Source organism: Caulobacter sp. S45 (assembly GCF_903642205.1).
Classification (GTDB): domain Bacteria; phylum Pseudomonadota; class Alphaproteobacteria; order Caulobacterales; family Caulobacteraceae; genus CAHJWH01.
The window spans coordinates 1-16,591 of record NZ_CAHJWH010000054.1; the positions used below are offsets into that span (position 1 = coordinate 1).

Sequence of the window (16,591 nt, forward strand, 5' to 3'; positions counted from 1 at the left end):
TTGGCCTTGAACTCAGCAGATTACCGCCTTCCGCTCCCCCGTCATCGGGTCCGTCCTTCCTCTCGGTCGAACCCACCTCAACCCCCTGTCCGATTTCTGGGGACCAGCTTAGTTCGCTGCTGATGCAGGCGTGGTTGATCAGACACTCAAAGACGCTTCTGACTGTATGATAGGCATTGCAGGCGACGGCCCGGACAAACATTGAGAGGTTTGTCATGCCGACATCCTGTGCGCGATAGGCCGCTGCCGACACGTTGGACCAGGTCGGTTAGATTGGCTCGCAGGCGCCGGGATGCGGCGTGCTGGCTCCCCTGAACGTGGCGCCAAATTTGATGAAGCGTTAGTGCAATATGCCGTATTGACCCGAAGCGGGCCAGGTTCGAAGGGTGCGGCTAGCGAGTAGATGGGGGCTTCGATGAGGCGAATGCGGTTGGGGATGTTGATCCTAGTGGGGGTTGGCCTTCTGGCCGCGTGCGCCGAAGGCCCCGCGGCCCCGACCATGGTGGGAAGTGTCACGAGCGCCCGCGCGCCGAACGGCGGCTATTCACTAGGGCCTGGCGATAAGCTCCGGTTGATTGTGTTCGGCGAGGACAACCTGTCTGGTGAATTCTCCGTCTCCGCCTCCGGTCTGCTTGCCTTTCCGCTCATAGGTGAAATACCTGCAAAAGGGCGCACGGTTGAGGAAGTGCGCGCAGACGTCGAGCAGAAGCTTGACGTTCGATACGTCCGCAAGCCTCGGGTTAGCCTCGAGATCATAACTTATCGGCCCTATTACATCCTGGGCGAAGTCAATAAACCTGGCGAATACCCATTCGAGCCGGACCTGACCGTATTGGCGGCAGTCGCATCCGCCCAGGGCTTCACCTACCGTGCCAATGTCCGGAGGGTCTTCATAAAGCATGGCGGCGAAGGCGGAGAAGCTGTCTTTTCGCTGACCGGCGATCTGGAGGTTCGGCCTGGCGACGTCATCCGCGTCAGCGAACGCCACTTCTAACGGTCGGCGATCCGTGAAACGTCTTTTTTCGGGCGCGGTGACGGTCTTCGTCTCCACCCTCCTTTACGTGATGGCCGGTTCCTTGGCCCGTGCTCAGACCCTAACCGAGGACGTGATCCCCGAAAATTTCATCCGCGACCGCAGCGTCGGTGTCCTTGAGCGGAAACGTCCCGGCTACGACGCCATACCCGTGCAAGTAGGTTCCTTCGATCTCCTCAGCTCCCTTGATGCCGGGGTGGTCTACGACAACAACATTCTTGCCCGATCAGACCTCAAGGAAGCCGATGAAATCGGTGTCGTCGGGGGCAAAGCCCAGCTGATCTCGAATTGGGCTTCCAACAGCCTTGAACTGGATGCCCACGCGGAGCACGACGGCAACGTACATTACGGATCAGAAAGCGAGACGATTGGCGGCGTCGCCGCGCTCGGCCAGCTTGATATCAGCCGTGACCTGCAACTTCGTGGGCGTATCGGTTTCGATCATCTCTTCGAGCCGCGTCTCTCCTCCGGGGCGCCGACCTTCACGCGCAATCCGGTGGAGTACAATCGCGGCATTGCGGAGATCGCGGCCCTCAAGACGTTTAATCGGCTGACGCTCGAGCTTGCTGAGAACCATCGCACGCTGCACTACGACAATGCGCAGGACCTGACCGGGGCTGTAGTGGCTCAGGGCTATCGCAACGAGGATCGGGACAGGATCACGGCGAGAGCCGATTACGCCGTCAGCCCGGACACGGCGGTCTTCGTTCAGGCGGTCGGCTCGTTCCGCAATTTCCCGAGTCGAACCGGTCTTCCGGAAGACTTGAACCGGAACTCCATCGGGGGCGAGGTCGCAGGCGGAGTGCGATTGGATCTGCCCAAGCTCGTCAGCGGGGAGGCGGCTCTTGGCTACATCGTCGAGACCTTCAACGACCCGCGCATTGCGAACGCCTCCGGCTTCGGCGCACGTGGGCGGCTCGAGTTCTTCCCGACCGGGCTCACCACGGTGACCTTCGACGGATTGAGGGAGTTCACCGACTCGGCGTTGGCCCTAAGCCCGCTGGTGCTTTTCTCAAGCGCCGGGGCTGAGGTGGACCACGAGCTCTATCGCAACATCATCCTCACCGGCCGCTTCAACTATCAACAGGATCAGTATCTGAACATTAACCGGCGTGACAACCGGCCCTCGGTTACGCTGGGCGTCAACTATCTGATGAATAGGCGGGCATACTGGAAATTGAGCGACACGTTCCTGCGCCAAGACTCTACGTCGAACGACAAAAGTCAGACCTATTCCGATAACCAGCTCACCCTCGTCTTAACCCTGAATTATTGAAGATTGCAGCCATGAACAACGCGTCATCCCTGGCGACGCCGCTGCCGAGACCGGCTGAGGCGAGCCCCGCGACAGAGTTCAACCCGCGCAAGCTTGCCGGCGTGTTGCGTCGGCGCTGGCGCCCGGCCGCCGTGGTCGCAATCGTCGTGGCGACGGCGGTGGTGCTGGTGATCGCCCTGCAGAAACCGACTTACAGCTCCACCTCCAGCGTCCTGATCGCGACCCATGATCAGCAGCAGGTGACCTCCGACGACAAGGCCGACAGCGCCCCGCCGCCGACCATCGACAGCCCCGCGGTCGACACGCGCGTGGAGATCCTGCAGAGCCGCGCGCTCGCGCAGGAGGTTGTCAACCGGCTTCATCTCGAACGAGACCCGGAGTTCAATCCGGCGGCCGATCCAAACAAGCGGCCAAGCCTGCTGCACGCCATCCGCCAGGCGATCCTGCCGCCGCGTCCTAGGTCGGCTGCGGAAAACGCCCATCAGACGGCTGAACAGGTCGTCACCACCCTCATGCACCACGTCAAGGTGCGGCGGGCAGGGCTGACCTATGTCATCGACATCAAGGCCAACGCCGAGACAGGGGAGCAGGCGGCGGCCATCGCCAACGCCTATGCTGATCATTTCATCGCTGACCAGCTCAGCGCGCGCACGGATCAGGCCGCTCAGACGGCCGCCGACATCAGCCCGCGCCTGGCCGCACTAACGCGCGACGTCCAGCAGGCCGATGACGCGGTTCAGATGTACAAGATCCGAAACGGCCTGCTCAGCGCCAACGGCGCCACGTTGGCCGAACAGGAGGTCTCCAACTACGACCAGCAGCTAGCCCTCGCCCGTGCGGACAACGCCGAAAAGCAGGCGCGCCTGGATGCGGCGCGAGGTCAGGTCCAGCACGGAGGCAACGGCGAAGACGTGGGCGCCGCGTTGTCGTCGGACACCATCCGCACTCTACGCGCTCAGGAGGCCGACGACAGCCAGCGCTTGGCCCAGCTCTCCGGCCACTACGGCGACGAGTACCCTGACGTCGTCAAGGCGCGTCAGGAACTCCAAGACACCCGCGCTCAGATCAATCTGGAAGTCCAGCGGATCATGTCGAGCCTGAGCGCCGACGCCCAGGCGTCGCGTCAGCGGCTGGCTTCCCTGCAAGGTACCCAGAACGCCGCGACGGGAACCCTGGCTTCAAACAACGCCGCCCAGGTCGAGCTTCAGGACCTGCAGCGCAAGGCCGATGCGGCTCGGCTGATCTACCAAGCCTACCTGAACGCCTCCAAGGATACGACGTCCCAGCAGGGGACCTTGCAGCCGGACGCGCGGGTGGTGTCACGCGGCCAAATTCCAGCCGTTGCGGAATGGCCCAAGATGAGCGTAGCGCTCATCGGCGGCGTCACCTTGGGCCTGCTCTGCGGGCTGGCCGCCATCGTGGTGCTCGAAATGTTGAACACCGGGCTGGAAACGGCCTCCGAGATGGAGCGGCGGCTGGGTCTGCCTTCCGCCGGCGCCGTCCCCCTGCTGGACTCGGTGGCGACCGGACGCGGGCGCAAGACCTCGGCTCATCTCTACGTTCCCGAGCACCCCTTCTCCGCCTTCGCCGAGGCCTTCCGCAGCCTGCGCGCCTACGTCATGCTGGCCAAGGGTCCGGCGGGCGTGCCCAGGACCATCGCGATCACCTCCGCCCTTCCGGGCGAGGGCAAGAGCCTGACCGCTTTCTGCCTGGCCCAGACGCTGGCGCTGGGCAGCCAGCTCACCGTGCTTGTGGATTGCGACCTGCGCCGGCGCGGCGTGTCGAACCTCTCGGGTGGCAGCAACTGGGGCCTGGTCGACGTGCTGGAGGGGCGAGCCACGCTGGAGGAGGCGCTGGTCCGCGACGAGCGCTCAGGCGCTTTCATCCTGCGGGCCGCGCGGAGCGGGGAACTGCAGCCCGACGTGTTCACGCCCGCCGCCCTTGATCGCCTGCTGGCCATGCTCTCGAAGTTCGAGGTGGTGGTGCTGGACACCGCGCCGGTGCTCGCGGTCGCCGAGACCCGGCTGATCGCAAGCCGGGTCGACGCAGTCCTGATGCTCACCCGCTGGCGTCGCACCCCGGTCGCCGCCAGCCGCTCGGCGCTGGACCTGCTGCTGGAGAGCGGCGCCAATGTGCTGGGCGTAGCCCTTACCCAGGTCGACCTCCGCCGCATGACTCAGGCCGGCTATGGCGACCGCTACGGCTACACCCGCGCGGTCCGCAGCTATTATGTCGACTGACTAAGGGGCGCACCGCATCCTGCAGCACATGCGGCTGGAGGCGGCGGTGCGCGCCGCCGAGGTCCAGGGTCGACGGAGAGAGCGAACCAAGCCCGCGTCAGTGTTCGTCGCGCGCCAAGCTCTCGAAGGCGGTCAGCGTCTCTGACGAGATCGTCTTGCCGGCCGTGGCGATGTTTCGCTTCACATGCTGGGCGTTGACGGAGGAGAAAAGCACCAAGCCCCCCGGGTTGGACGCCAGGGCGTGGCCCAGGAACAGCTCCGCCAGAACGGCCGGCTCGGCGACGTTCATGCCGAGGCGCTGGCTCCAGACGCTTGCTCTGTCTGGCATGGTCTTCAACCGCTGAGCCAAGGCGCGAAAGCGCGTCCCCATGGCGGAGTGAATCGCCAGAGGCGCATCGGTCAGGGCCCGTATCGAAGACAGGTTGTCGTTCCACACGCTGCTCGCAAATTGAACGAGCTCGGTGGGCGTCTCTTTCCGCTGGACCAGACTGCGCGTTTGCGGCGGGTCGGTGGCGATGCCGACGTGACGCGCCTTACCCTCCCGCTGCAACGTTTGTACCGTGTCCAGCAGATCATCGGTCAAATCCGCCGGATCGAGGTCGTGCAGCAACAGGATGTCCAGATAGTCCGTCCTGAGTTCCTGCAGGCTTGCTTCCACGCTGGCCGTCAACGCTTTCCGGGAAAAGACGTTGAACTCGGGTTCGCAGAAGGCGGGCGGCTTGAGCCAGGTCTGCGACCCCGGCGCCGTCCGATGAGCAAGGGCGTAGGCCTTGCGAAGTCCCCGGGCGACCGGGGAACGGCTCGGAGGAAGTATTCCAGCCTTGGAGACGATCACCATGTCGCTCCTGCGCCGGGCCGCCAGACTTCCAAGTACAGCTTCCGCTCGCCCCTCGCCGTACATGCGGGCGGTATCGAAGTAACGCACGCCGGCGTCTAGCACCACCTCAAGCAGCCGTTCGCCATCGGACGCATCAAAACCCTTGCCGACGAGCGAGGCGCAGCCGAAGCCGAGCCGCACCGCGCCCGGTTGCTCCAAGCCGAGTTCGTCGCGTAGTCTCATGCGGGGAAGACCTGGATAGCTGGAGTGGCGAGGCGCGGCTTTTGCGCTGTGACAAGGCTATACCAGTTCCCCTCCCCGTGAGCTACGTCCGGCCGCGGTAGCGCCGGCAATGGAGGCAGCGTGATCTCAGATCTAAGGACGCTTGGCGACGGGCAGGCGCTGGAGGCCGACATCTGCATCGTCGGCGCCGGCGCGGCGGGCATCAGCATCGCGCAGGCGCTGGTCGGCACGCACTTGGATCTGCTTCTGCTCGAAAGCGGAGGCTTGGCGGACGAGGCGCAGACCCAGGCGCTGTATCAAGGCGAAAGCATCGGCTACCCGGTCACCTTGGATGAGGGCCGATATCGCGTGTTCGGAGGTTCGACCAGCCGGTGGACCGGACGATGCGCCAAGCTCGACGCCATCGACTTCGCCGACCGTCCCTGGGTGCCGTACTCGGGTTGGCCGATCGCGCTGGAGGACCTCGAAGCCTGGTATGAACTGGCCCGTCCCTTGTGCGGCTTTCCAGAAGCCTGGGGTACGAACGCGGAGGCCGGGCGTAGCGCCGGGGCGCTGCCCCTGCCGCTGGACCCGAGCAAGGTGGAGCCCTTCACTTGGCGCTACGCGCCTCAGGGCAATCGCGTCTACATCAACTGGGGCAAGCGTCACCACAGCGCGCTTGAGCAGGCGGGCAACGTCAAGGTTCTGCTGGGCGCGAACGTGACCTCGCTGGCGTTCGACGAAGGCGGCGAGCATCTGCGCGAGCTTGTCGTCCGCAGCACCACGGGCGCCACCCGGGTCGTGCGGGCGAAGGCCTTCGTCCTGTGCTGCGGCGGCATCGAGAACGCCAGGCTCCTGCTGGCCAACGGCGGCGATCGTCTGGAGGGCGGGCGCCGTGCGCTCGGGCGCTTCCTGATGCAGCATCCGCGCGGCCAGACCGCCTCCATCGCAGCAAGCACGGCGAACTCGGAAAAGCTGCAGGACAGCTTGAACATCTTCGCGACGTTCGGGGGCGTCCAGTACGAGTTCGGCATGGCGCTGCCCGCACCCGTCCAACGGGCGGAAGGACTGTTGAATGCAAGCATGATCGTGACCTACGAAGCCGAGCCGGCTTCCGCGTGGGAGAGCGTCAAGGCGTTTGGCTCCCATGTCCGCGCGCGCGAGCTGGGGGCGGCAGGATCGAGCCTACTGGCCGCCGCCGTCGATCCGGCGGCCATCGGGCGCAACCTGTGGCGCCGGGGCGTCCAGCATCGGCACGCCATGCTGAAGACCCGCAGCATCGGCCTGCTCGTCGACCTGGAGCAGACTCCGGACCCCGCCAGCCGCGTCACCCTGTCCGATCAGACGGACAGGTTCGGTATGCCCCAGGCGCGGGTCGATTGGCGCATCTCCAAAGACGAGCGGCGGACGGCCGCCCGGTTCTGCGAGCTGGTGGCGGGCGAGATGGGCAGACTCGATCTGGGTCAGGTGACACCGGAGCCCTGGCTGAGCGAGGAAGGCGCGCTAGGCCCGCGGGACCTGGAGGGGACCTACCATCACATCGCGACGACCCGCATGTCCGCGACGCCGGAGACCGGCGTGGTGGATGCGGACTGCCGGGTGCACGGGGTGGACAACCTGTTCATGGCGGGCTGTTCCGTCTTCTCCACAGGCGGCCACGCCAATCCCACCTTCACCATCGTCGCTCTCGCGCTCAGGCTGGCCGACCACCTGAAGCGAAGCATCAACTGAGCGCCTACGCGCTTGCGCGCTCAAACGGCGTGGCTGGGCTCCATGACCGAGAGGCGACCCGCAGCCGTCGCAGGATCGCGACGTTTCAGCCCGTAGCCACAAAGGGCGTAGATGAGCGTCGTATAGATGTACATCGGCTCCACGGACATATCCACGGTGGAGCGGATCACGAAGATGACGGCCGTCACGGCGAGGAAAGCCTCGACATGGTCAGGCCGGCTCAACTCCCGGCCGAGCAGGCGCAGGAAGGCGGGGACCGTCGCCAGGGCGAGCAGCGCCAGGCCGGTCACGCCGAGGTCGACCGTGATCTCACGATAGGTGTCCTGGAAGCCGAAGCCGCGGGCGTCGGTCACGTTCACCGACCGCAGCAGACCGATGGCGTTGGTGTCGCCGGAGGTCCAGAAGGCCTTGTAGCCGTGACCGAGGACGGGGCGCTGGGCGATGGCGTCGCTCGCCACCGACCACAGCAGGGTGCGTCCCGTCAGGGTGGCGTCCTTGTGCAGGACGTCGCGTCGGAAGCTGTCGAGGCCGCCGCCGCCCACCGCAAACACCCCTGCGACCGCGAGACCGAGCGCAGCCACCCCGGTCGCGATCAGCAGCCACGCGCGCAGCGACGGCGCGGTCGCGCGATAGACGACGAAGCCGATGAAGAGCGCCGCCGCCAGGGCCGCGGTGAGCACCCCGGTCGCGGACTTGGTCACGAGCACCAGATAGGCGCCCACGACCAGGGCGGGGAGGGTGAGCGCGCGCCAGCCCAGGTGACGTTCCCGATCGACGCCGACCGCCAGGGCCGTGGAGATGAGCATCTGGCCGACATAGGACAGCTGGTTCTTCGAGCCGGTCAGCCCCACCAGCACCATCCCGTCTGCCGCCGGGCCGGTACGGCGGGAGGCGATGCAGACCAGGGCGAATAAGAAGGTTGCCCCGAACAGCAGCAGTACGAAGCGGCGCGGCGGGACCAATGCCGCGATCGCCACGCCCCCGAGGCAGGTCAGCGCCAGTTGCAGGCTGTAACGGGCTGTCCCGAGCGGATCCGACGACCAGAAGATGGAGATGATGGCCCAAGCGGGGAGGAGCAGCAACGGCCAGGACGTTGGGACCGACTTGGCCAAGACGGGCGCTGCTAGCAAAAGCAGTACAGCCGCGCAAAGCGCATCGGCAACGAGCAGCGCCGGTCCTCCGAACTGGGAGTTCTCAAGGAAGAGGAAAAAGCCAACGAGGAGCGTGCCCCATGTCTCGAGGCTTGGCCGCGCCACCCGTTCATCTAAATGTTGCGATAGCTGTGTCATAATTTCGCCTTGCAGGGCTGACCGGCAAAGGGGTAAGCCGCCTGCCCGATTAAGCCGAGCGCATGCCCCATAAAACCGTCAAGCTCCAGTCTTAGTGGTTTTTACAACCTCACTTCCTATCCAAGCTTAAATGGTATGGGCGTACTTTGCGCTACGCTTCGGAACGATATGGAAGGCTTGGCGGCAAAACACCGGTATCCCTAGCCAGCTGACGGGCGTAGCTGAGGGATGGAGGGGCTGTTTCCCCCCTATGCCTGAGTTGAAGTCGCGAGGGGGTTCGGTCATTGACCCCAGCGGTCGTTTTCAAGGGGTGATTTTGGCACAACTTGGCACGTTTCTCCTAAGCCATCTGCGTAGGCGCACCTCGGACGGTCGCTATCGTCCTGAGGTCGACGGGCTCCGATTCGTCGCCATCGGCGTGGTGATCGTCGGCCACCTGCTGGAACGCAGCCTGCGAACCTATGGGGCGCCGCAGTCCGCATCGACCCGCGGGGTGATCGATCTGCTGGCCAAGCCCGGCCCCGGCGTCCTGCTGTTCTTCGCCATCAGCGGCTTCATCATCGCTTCCCAGTTCCTCAAGCGCCCGAGCAACCCGCTGGAGGCCGCCTCGCTCAAGCGGTACTTCAAGCGTCGGGTATTGAGGATCGAGCCCCCTTACATCATCCTCCTGGTGGGCACCTTCGTGCTGGTCGGAACGACCGGCCTCCGGTTCGGCGACAGCGGCCGGTTCAACGCCGAGCCGCACTCGCTGGTGACGAGCTTTCTGGGAAGCCTGGCCTATTCGCACGGCTGGCTCTTCGGCAGCATGCCTCGGCTGTTTCCGCCAGGGTGGTCGCTGGAGATCGAGGTCCAGTTCTACCTTGTCGCGCCGGTGCTGTTCGCGCTCATGTTCGCCTTGAAGCTCCCCGTCGATCGCTTCGCGGCCGGCATGGTGCTGCTCCTGGTGAGCATCTACATAGCCTGCTTCGTGCCCTGGAGCCGGCACACGCCCTTCACCCAGTTCACCCTGCTCCTCTACTTCCCCTACTTCTGGCTGGGCGTGCTGGTGGCCGAGGGGCAGGCGGCCATGCGCAGTGCGCTCGACGGCCGCCGCCGTGTGGCTGCGCTCCTGGGTTGGGCGGGCCTGGCGGTCTTCCTGGCGACCACCTTGATGGTGCATGCCGTGGACCCGGCTTCAGGCTTCATCTACATGAGCGGGCTGATCGCCGGCGTGTTGATGATGTTCTGCGGGGTGCTTGCGCCATCTTCGAGCTTTCGCAGCTTCTGCGCCCTGCCGGCGGTCAGCCTGATCGGCGGCCAGTGCTATTCCATCTATCTGACGCACCTGCAGGTGCTGCAACTGACCTCGCCCCTGCTCGTGCGACTTCTGCGTGGCCACGCCACACCGGTCTGGCTCGTCGCCGCCGTCGCCCTGCAGATCATCGTCGTGCTCGGCGTCGGCGTGGTCTTCTACGCCCTGATTGAGCGGCCGTTCATGGCGGACGATTGGCCGCGGCGCCTGGCGGAGCGGCTGGGACGTCGTCCATCGCTGCGCCTCGCGCCCAACTTGGACGCATCGTAGCCTGCCGCATCGCCAAGTCCCACGGCCCGGTTCGAATATGTTGACCTGCCAGGGAACAAGGAGTGGGAGCCATAGGCTCTGGCTATTTGGCCTGAACCCTGCAGTGCGGGGCTCAGGGTGCTCGCATGAACGATCAAGCTGACACAGTCCGCAAGGCCGACGAGCCGTCCAGAAGGCTACCGGTTCCTTGCCCGCCGCCAGGGGACACGCCGAAGGGCGGCAGGTCGACGGTTGAGATTAGCTTTGTCGCGCAGATGCTTGGCGCAGGCGGGCAGCGGTGTGGGCTCAAGGGCGGGATGCCGGTGCTGCAGGCCGCACGCAGAGCTTATCTCGGAACCGAGTGGTCTGGCGAGGGCGACCGGCGCTCGAGCCAAGGCGCCGTGGCGCTGAAGCGCATCTAGGCTGGCCTGCGGCTTGCAGGCCCCGAGGCGTTCCTTTGGAGCCGTCTCTTGCCCCTCCTCCTCTCAAAGCTGCCCGCCTTCGCCCGGATCTTCGATGTGGCGCTGGTGGTGCTGATCATCTCCGCCCTCAGCTGAGCGGCCTTACTCGCCCTCCCGGCGAGCGGTGACGATGGTCATGACGAAGCCGGCCAGCACGTCCAGCAACACCATCATGGTCACGAGAAAAAGGCCGTCGTGGCGAAGGCGCGGAACAGCAGGAACTCCACGAGGCAGCCGATGAACAGCAGCATCGACAGCGAGTGGTTGATGATGGCGATGTGCCGGCTGCCGGTGGACTTCAGCAGCTCCACGAACAGGATCAGCAGCGAAACGAGCACCACCAGATCGCCCAGCGTCACCGACCACAGCCCGCCGGACGCCATGGGCACCCTCAGCAGGGGCTCCAGCATGCGCGCGTCGGCCGACGCGCGCCGGTTGCCGGGCAGCAGCAGGAATACCAGCAGGTTGTAGCCGATCACCGGCAGGGCCAGCAGCGGCAGGGTGGCGAACATGCAGAAGTCCTCGCGCGCAAGCGAGTCGGCGCGGCTGAGCTTGCCGTGTCCTAGGCGCCCTGCGCAATCGGCTGCACGCGCCCGGGCTCGGCAAGGTAGAAAAAGCCGCGCCGTTTTCGATGAACCGAAAGCTGGTCCAGGGCTCCCTGGAGATCAGCCGGCGGACGGCCAGGTGCCACTCATGGGCAGAGCTCGCTCGGCGGAACGTAGCCATAGAGCCAGTCCAGGCGGGCTGCGCCGCCGCCCCCGCTCCTGGCGACGGCGAAGGCCGCCTGGCGGAGCGGGCCGGGCAGGTGGAAGATGGCGCCGTTGCGCTGCGCCCAGGCCTGGACGCGCCGGGTGCGACCGAATCGCTCCGCCGCATAGCCTCTCAGCGCTTCCTGCGGAGGCAGCGGCCCGGCGAGGTGTCGGCTGATCGCCTCTGCGTCCTCGATGGCCATGCCGGCGCCCTGGGCCAGGTAGGGCGGCATGGGGTGGGCGGCGTCGCCGAGCAGGGCCGAGCGGCCGCGGGTCCACCTCCGCGAGGGCGCACGGTCGTGCACCGCCGAGCGCCAGCCGCAGCCGCCCCGCTGCGCCGCGATCAGGGCCTGCACGGCCGGAGCCCAGCCGTCGAAGGCGCCGGCGACCTCGCCGGGCCTGGCGGGTTCGGTCCAGGACTCCGGCGCTGACCGGGCGCCGGAGGTGAAGCCGACGAAGTTCACCAGCTCGCCCCCTCGCACATGGTAATGGACGAAATGCGCGCCGGCCGCGGTCCAGACGGTGGCGGCGGGGGCGATCAGTCCGGCGGGGAGGCGCTGCGTCTCCACCAGGCCGCGCCAGGCGATCTGCCCGGTGAAGCGTGGGGGCCGCGGGCCCGCCAGCGCGGCGCGCACCTGCGAATGGATGCCGTCCGCACCTATGAGGACATCGGCGTCCAGCGTCTCGCCGCGGGTACGCAGGCGCACGCCTCCGCCGTCGTCTTCGAACGTCTCGACCGGACAGTCGACCTGCATCCGCACGCCCGCTGCGCCGGCGGAAGCGAGCAGGATCGCGTGCAGGTCGGCGCGATGGGCCTGCAGGTAGGGCGCGCCCCAGCGCTGTTCCGCGGCGGCGCCCAGCGGGGTGCTCAGCAGGACCGCCCCGCCGCGGTCGCGGATGTCTGCGGAGAGGGGCGCGAAGCCGACACGCCTGAGCTCATCCTCCAGTCCCCACCGGAACAGCAGGCGCGTGGCGTTGGGAGAGAGCTGCAGTCCGGCGCCCGCTTCGCCGAGCTGCGGCGCACGCTCCAGCACGGTGACGGCCGCGCCGCGCTGCGCCAGCGAGAGCGCCGCCGCCAGGCCGCCTATACCGCCGCCGGCCACGATCACCTTCATCCGACCTGGGTCCTGTCGCGCGCGGCGGCGTTCGGCGAAGACCTTCCCGGCTTGGAACCGGCGAGACGATGGCGCTCCTGCATCCAAGCCAATTCGGTTTGGCGCCCGGACAGGTCAAGGGCCAAGACGCCTTCGGCCGGTGATCGCGAAGGGCGACCGGCCTGGCTGAGCACCGGGTATGCGCCGCCGCCGACATGACCTCGTCCAGCCACGGATTGACCCGCCGTTAAAGCCTGCAGGCGCAGTGTGGCGCCCGTCGCCTCACGAGTCCTCCTATGGCCAAGGCCCTGTATCACCGGCATCAGAAGGTCTGGGTGGAGTCCGTCGGCGCCTGGGCCAACATCGAGCGGATCATCCCGATCTGGGCCAAAGGCTTCGACGAGCCCGTCCGCATCACCTACGATGTCGGTCTGGGCCGTGAGTTCCGCAACGAGGAGCTGCGCGCCGACGCGCCCGCGGAGCAGGCGCTCCCGGATGCGGAGGGCGGCGAGTGGCGCATCCTGCGCGCCCGCAACAAGTGGCAGCCGCCCGAGGACTGCGGCCACCATCCGCAGCCGGGCACCTTCCCCGTCGTGGTCACCGACGCCAACGACTGGGGCGGCTGGCGCGTGCCGGGCGCCGAATACGACCGCGACCCCTACCGGATCGAATACCAGGCGCGCCTGCTCGCCTGCGCCCCCAAACTGGTGCGCCTGGCGCGCGAGCTGACCACCCAGGCCTCCGACGCCCCCGAAGAATGCTCCTCAGAGCTGCTGCGCCTGGCCCGCTACGCCAAGCAGATGCTGCGCTTCATCAGCGACGATCAGTCCGGGCCGGCGATGGCGATGGCGGCGGAATAGGCGGCCTTGTCCGGCGCCTGCGGCGGAAGGTAGCGCCCGCCCCCGCCTGCGGCTAAACCCGCGCCATGCGCACCGAACAGCCCGTACCCCTTCCCATCCGCCTGGAGGACTACGCGCCGCCGGCCTTTCGCGTCGAGGCGGTGCGGCTGGAGCTCGACCTGCAGCCTTCCGCCACGCGGGTGCGCGCCCGGCTGGAGCTGCGTCGAGACGGTGGGGCCGCCGCGCCTCTGGTGCTGGACGGAGTGCGGCTGAAGCTGCTGGCTGCGAGCGTGGACGGGCGCACCCTCGCCCCAGCCGACTACACCCAGGACGCCGAAACCCTGACCATCCCCGGCGTGCCGGACGCGTTCGTGCTGGAAACCGAGGTCCAGATCGACCCCCAGGGTAACACAGCGCTGGAGGGGCTCTACATGTCCGGCGGCCGTTTCTGCACCCAGTGCGAGGCGGAGGGGTTCCGCAAGATCACCTTCTTCCCCGACCGTCCGGACGTGCTGACGCGCTACACGGTGCGGCTGGAGGCCGACGCCTCGACCTATCCAAGGCTGCTGTCCAACGGGAACCTGGTGGCGCAGGGCCGGCTCGACGGCGACCGCCACTTCGCGGTGTGGAACGATCCCTTTCCCAAGCCCTGCTACCTGTTCGCCGCGGTGGCGGGCGAGCTGGACGAGCTGGCCGACAGCTTCGTCACCCTGAGCGGGCGCGAGGTGCGCTTGAGCATCTACGTCGATCCCGGCCAGTCGGCCCGGGCCGAATACGCCATGGACGCGCTAAAGCGGGCCATGCGTTTCGATGAGACGGCGTTCGGGCGCGAGTACGATCTGGACCTGTTCATGATCGTGGCCGTGCGCGACTTCAACTTCGGCGCCATGGAGAACAAGGGGCTGAACATCTTCAACAGCTCCCTGCTGCTGGCCGATCCGGAAACCGCCACCGACGCCGATTACGAGCGCATCGAGAGCGTGGTGGCGCACGAGTATTTCCACAATTGGACGGGCAACCGCATCACTTGCCGCGACTGGTTCCAGCTCTGCCTGAAGGAGGGGCTGACCGTGTTCCGCGACCAGGCCTTCTCGGCCCAGGAGCGCGGCGCGGCGGTGCAGCGCATCAAGGACGTGCGCGCGCTCCGCACCCGACAGTTCGCCGAGGACGCCGGCCCGCTCGCCCACCCTGTCCGTCCCTCCAGCTATCTGAAGATCGACAACTTCTACACAGCGACCATCTACGAGAAGGGTGCGGAGATCATCCGCATGCTCTCCATCCTGCTCGGCGAGGCGGACTTCCGGCGCGGACTCGACCTTTACTTCGACCGCTGGGACGGCACGGCAACGACGGTCGAGGCCTTCCTGGCCTGCTTCGCGGAAACGTCGGGCCGCGATCTGTCGTCCTTCATGACTTGGTACGAACAGCCGGGAACGCCCCGGCTCGCCATCGAGGCGCTCTACGACGAGGCCGCCGAGGTGCTGGACCTGACCCTGCGCCAGACGAGTTCGGGCGGGCCGGACCGGCCGGGAAAGCCGCTCCCGATCCCGGTGAAGCTCGGCCTGCTGGACGGGGAGGGTGCGGCGCAGGCGTTCCGCCTACCCGGCGCCGACGCTCCGACGCGTGAGGCCACCCTGGTGCTCGACGGGGCCGAGATGCGGGTGCGGCTGGAGGGCGTCGCGCGGCTGCCGGTGCTGTCGGCGCTGCGCAACTTCTCCGCACCGGTGGTGCTCGGCGCCGACGCGCCGCCTCGCGAAGGCTATGTGCTGCTGGCCGCCGACCCGGATCTGTTCAACCGCTGGGAGGCGGGGCAGGCCCTGGCCCGCGAGCTGATCCTGGCGCGGGTGCGTGGCCAGCCGGACGAAGTCAACGAGGCGCGTTTCGCCGAGGCGCTCGGCCATGCCCTTCAGGACGAGGCCGCCGACAACGCTTTCAAGGCCCTTCTGCTGGAGCTTCCGGGCGAGGCCGACCTTGCCTCCGCCCTCGCGCCCCACGCCGACCCCACCCTGATCCACATCGCGCGCGAGGCGCTGCGCGCCTGCATCGCGGTGCACCTTTCGGAGCTGCTGACCGGACTGCACGGGGCGCTGCAATCGGGCGACGACTTCTCCCCCGAAGCCGCTGGCGCCGGCCGACGGGCGCTGCGCATCGCGGCGCTGGACATGCTCGTCGCCGACCCGCACGCCGCCAATCAGGCGCGGGCGTCAGGACATTTCGACGCGGCCGCCAACATGACCGACGCCATGGGAGGCCTCTCGGCTCTGTCCCAGATCGGCGGCGCACCCTTCGATGCGGCCTTGGCGGCCTTCTACACCCGCTGGAAGAGCGAGCCGCTAGTGGTGGACAAGTGGTTCGCCGTCCAGGCGCGCGCGCCGGGCGAGGAGACGGTGGGTCGGGTGCTCGGCCTCACCGCCCACCCGGCCTTCGATCCCCGGACGCCCAACCGCCTGCGCGCCCTGGTCGTGGGGTTCAGCGTGGCCAACCCCTTCCGCTTCCACGCTCCTGACGGTGCGGGCTACCGTTTCCTGGCCGATCAGGTTCTGTCCACGGACGCCTTCAACCCAACGCTGGCGGCGCGGCTGGTCGGCCCCCTCGGCGACCATGGCCGCTACCGCTCTGCGCTGGCGGACCAGATGAGAGGGCAGCTGGAGCGAATCGTGGGACATACCGGACTGTCCAGGAACGTGGCGGAGCTGGCGGTCAAGGCGCTCGGCGTCTGATCGGCTGGCCGCGTCGGGCGCGCGGGTCTTTCCCCAGGAAGCGACAGCATCACCTCGCATTCAGGTGACACGGGCGAGTCTGCGCGCTTAAGATTCCAAAGCTGAATCGGGGGAGGATGGCCGGCTTGTCCAGGCGGGCGCCAAAGGGCGGCGGGGCTGCGCGGGGCACGGGAGGGCAAGCCGAGCTGGAGCCCGGCGGAGCCTTCTCGCTGGTGCTGCGTGTGGCCGTGCTTTCAGCCCTGCTGCTGCTGGCCGTCTACACGGTCCTGACGTTCTCGCGCATGCCGACCGTCTCCGGCGCCGCCTCGATGGACAGCTCACGGATCGCTGCGGAGCGTCTGGCGGCGCGGGCCTCCGGCCTGTCCGCCGCGCTCAGGCTGGCCGCCGTGGCGGGGGCTGCGGCGCCGGATCCGGTGTCTGCGGCGCTCCGCTACGGGGCGCCTGTCGTGAAGGCGGCGGCCCTCGTACGGGAGGGGACGATCGCTGCCGCAGGAGGCGATCCGGTCGCTGCGGCGGGCCTTCGCCAGGCGGGCCTGGTGCGCGCGCAGGAGGACCGCCCGTGGTTCGGCCTGCCGGCGGC

11 protein-coding genes and 1 pseudogene are annotated in these 16,591 nt (G+C 67.3%); 8 read left to right on the top strand and 4 right to left on the bottom strand.

Annotation, left to right across the window (positions count from 1 at the left end; genetic code table 11):
- Positions 1-436 precede the first annotated feature (436 nt).
- Genes HUV06_RS07500 through HUV06_RS07510 form a run of 3 tightly spaced genes read left to right on the top strand, consistent with a single transcriptional unit; the run spans position 437 to position 4,549 of the window.
- Complete coding sequence (locus tag HUV06_RS07500) at positions 437-994, top strand: polysaccharide biosynthesis/export family protein (RefSeq protein ID WP_254600964.1); 558 nt, start codon at positions 437-439, stop codon at positions 992-994.
- A gap of 13 nt (positions 995-1,007) precedes the next feature.
- Entirely contained in the window at positions 1,008-2,309 is a 1,302-nt protein-coding gene (locus HUV06_RS07505) for an outer membrane beta-barrel protein (protein WP_174300655.1), read from the top strand.
- An 11-nt stretch (positions 2,310-2,320) separates the two neighbouring features.
- Positions 2,321-4,549 carry a Wzz/FepE/Etk N-terminal domain-containing protein gene (locus tag HUV06_RS07510; protein ID WP_174300656.1) on the top strand — a complete coding sequence of 743 codons (2,229 nt, stop codon included), beginning with the start codon at positions 2,321-2,323 and terminating at the stop codon, positions 4,547-4,549.
- 97 nt (positions 4,550-4,646) lie between these two features.
- On the opposite strand, the gene HUV06_RS07515 is transcribed toward HUV06_RS07510, so the two are convergent.
- Positions 4,647-5,609, bottom strand: coding sequence for an aldo/keto reductase (locus tag HUV06_RS07515; RefSeq protein ID WP_174300657.1), 963 nt, complete (start codon positions 5,607-5,609; stop codon positions 4,647-4,649).
- A gap of 120 nt (positions 5,610-5,729) precedes the next feature.
- Here HUV06_RS07515 and HUV06_RS07520 point away from each other — a divergent pair, with 120 nt between their 5' ends.
- Positions 5,730-7,319, top strand: coding sequence for an FAD-dependent oxidoreductase (locus HUV06_RS07520; RefSeq protein WP_174300658.1), 1,590 nt, complete (start codon positions 5,730-5,732; stop codon positions 7,317-7,319).
- A gap of 20 nt (positions 7,320-7,339) precedes the next feature.
- On the opposite strand, the gene HUV06_RS07525 is transcribed toward HUV06_RS07520, so the two are convergent.
- Positions 7,340-8,401: an O-antigen ligase gene (locus HUV06_RS07525; protein WP_217433704.1), complete on the bottom strand. Its 1,062-nt coding sequence runs from the start codon at positions 8,399-8,401 to the stop codon at positions 7,340-7,342.
- A 523-nt stretch (positions 8,402-8,924) separates the two neighbouring features.
- Here HUV06_RS07525 and HUV06_RS07530 point away from each other — a divergent pair.
- On the top strand, positions 8,925-10,169 hold the full coding sequence (locus HUV06_RS07530; RefSeq protein WP_174300660.1) for an acyltransferase: 1,245 nt from the start codon (positions 8,925-8,927) through the stop codon (positions 10,167-10,169).
- Between the two features lie 616 nt (positions 10,170-10,785).
- On the opposite strand, the gene HUV06_RS07535 is transcribed toward HUV06_RS07530, so the two are convergent.
- Together HUV06_RS07535 and HUV06_RS07540 are read right to left on the bottom strand one after the other, a co-directional pair.
- Entirely contained in the window at positions 10,786-11,121 is a 336-nt protein-coding gene (locus tag HUV06_RS07535; protein WP_371811020.1) for a hypothetical protein, read from the bottom strand.
- A gap of 179 nt (positions 11,122-11,300) precedes the next feature.
- Positions 11,301-12,473 (bottom strand): FAD-dependent monooxygenase, encoded by a 1,173-nt coding sequence (locus tag HUV06_RS07540; protein ID WP_174300661.1) that lies wholly within the window; start codon positions 12,471-12,473, stop codon positions 11,301-11,303.
- Between the two features lie 275 nt (positions 12,474-12,748).
- Between HUV06_RS07540 and HUV06_RS07545 the strand changes: the two genes are divergently transcribed.
- The 3 genes and pseudogenes from HUV06_RS07545 to HUV06_RS07555 form a co-directional block, all read left to right on the top strand.
- Positions 12,749-13,312 (top strand): hypothetical protein, encoded by a 564-nt coding sequence (locus tag HUV06_RS07545; protein WP_174300662.1) that lies wholly within the window; start codon positions 12,749-12,751, stop codon positions 13,310-13,312.
- A gap of 65 nt (positions 13,313-13,377) precedes the next feature.
- On the top strand, positions 13,378-16,011 hold the full coding sequence (gene pepN / locus HUV06_RS07550; protein ID WP_174300663.1) for an aminopeptidase N: 2,634 nt from the start codon (positions 13,378-13,380) through the stop codon (positions 16,009-16,011).
- Positions 16,012-16,136: 125 nt separating this feature from the next.
- A pseudogene (locus HUV06_RS07555) lies at positions 16,137-16,591 on the top strand (hypothetical protein); the annotation flags it as partial.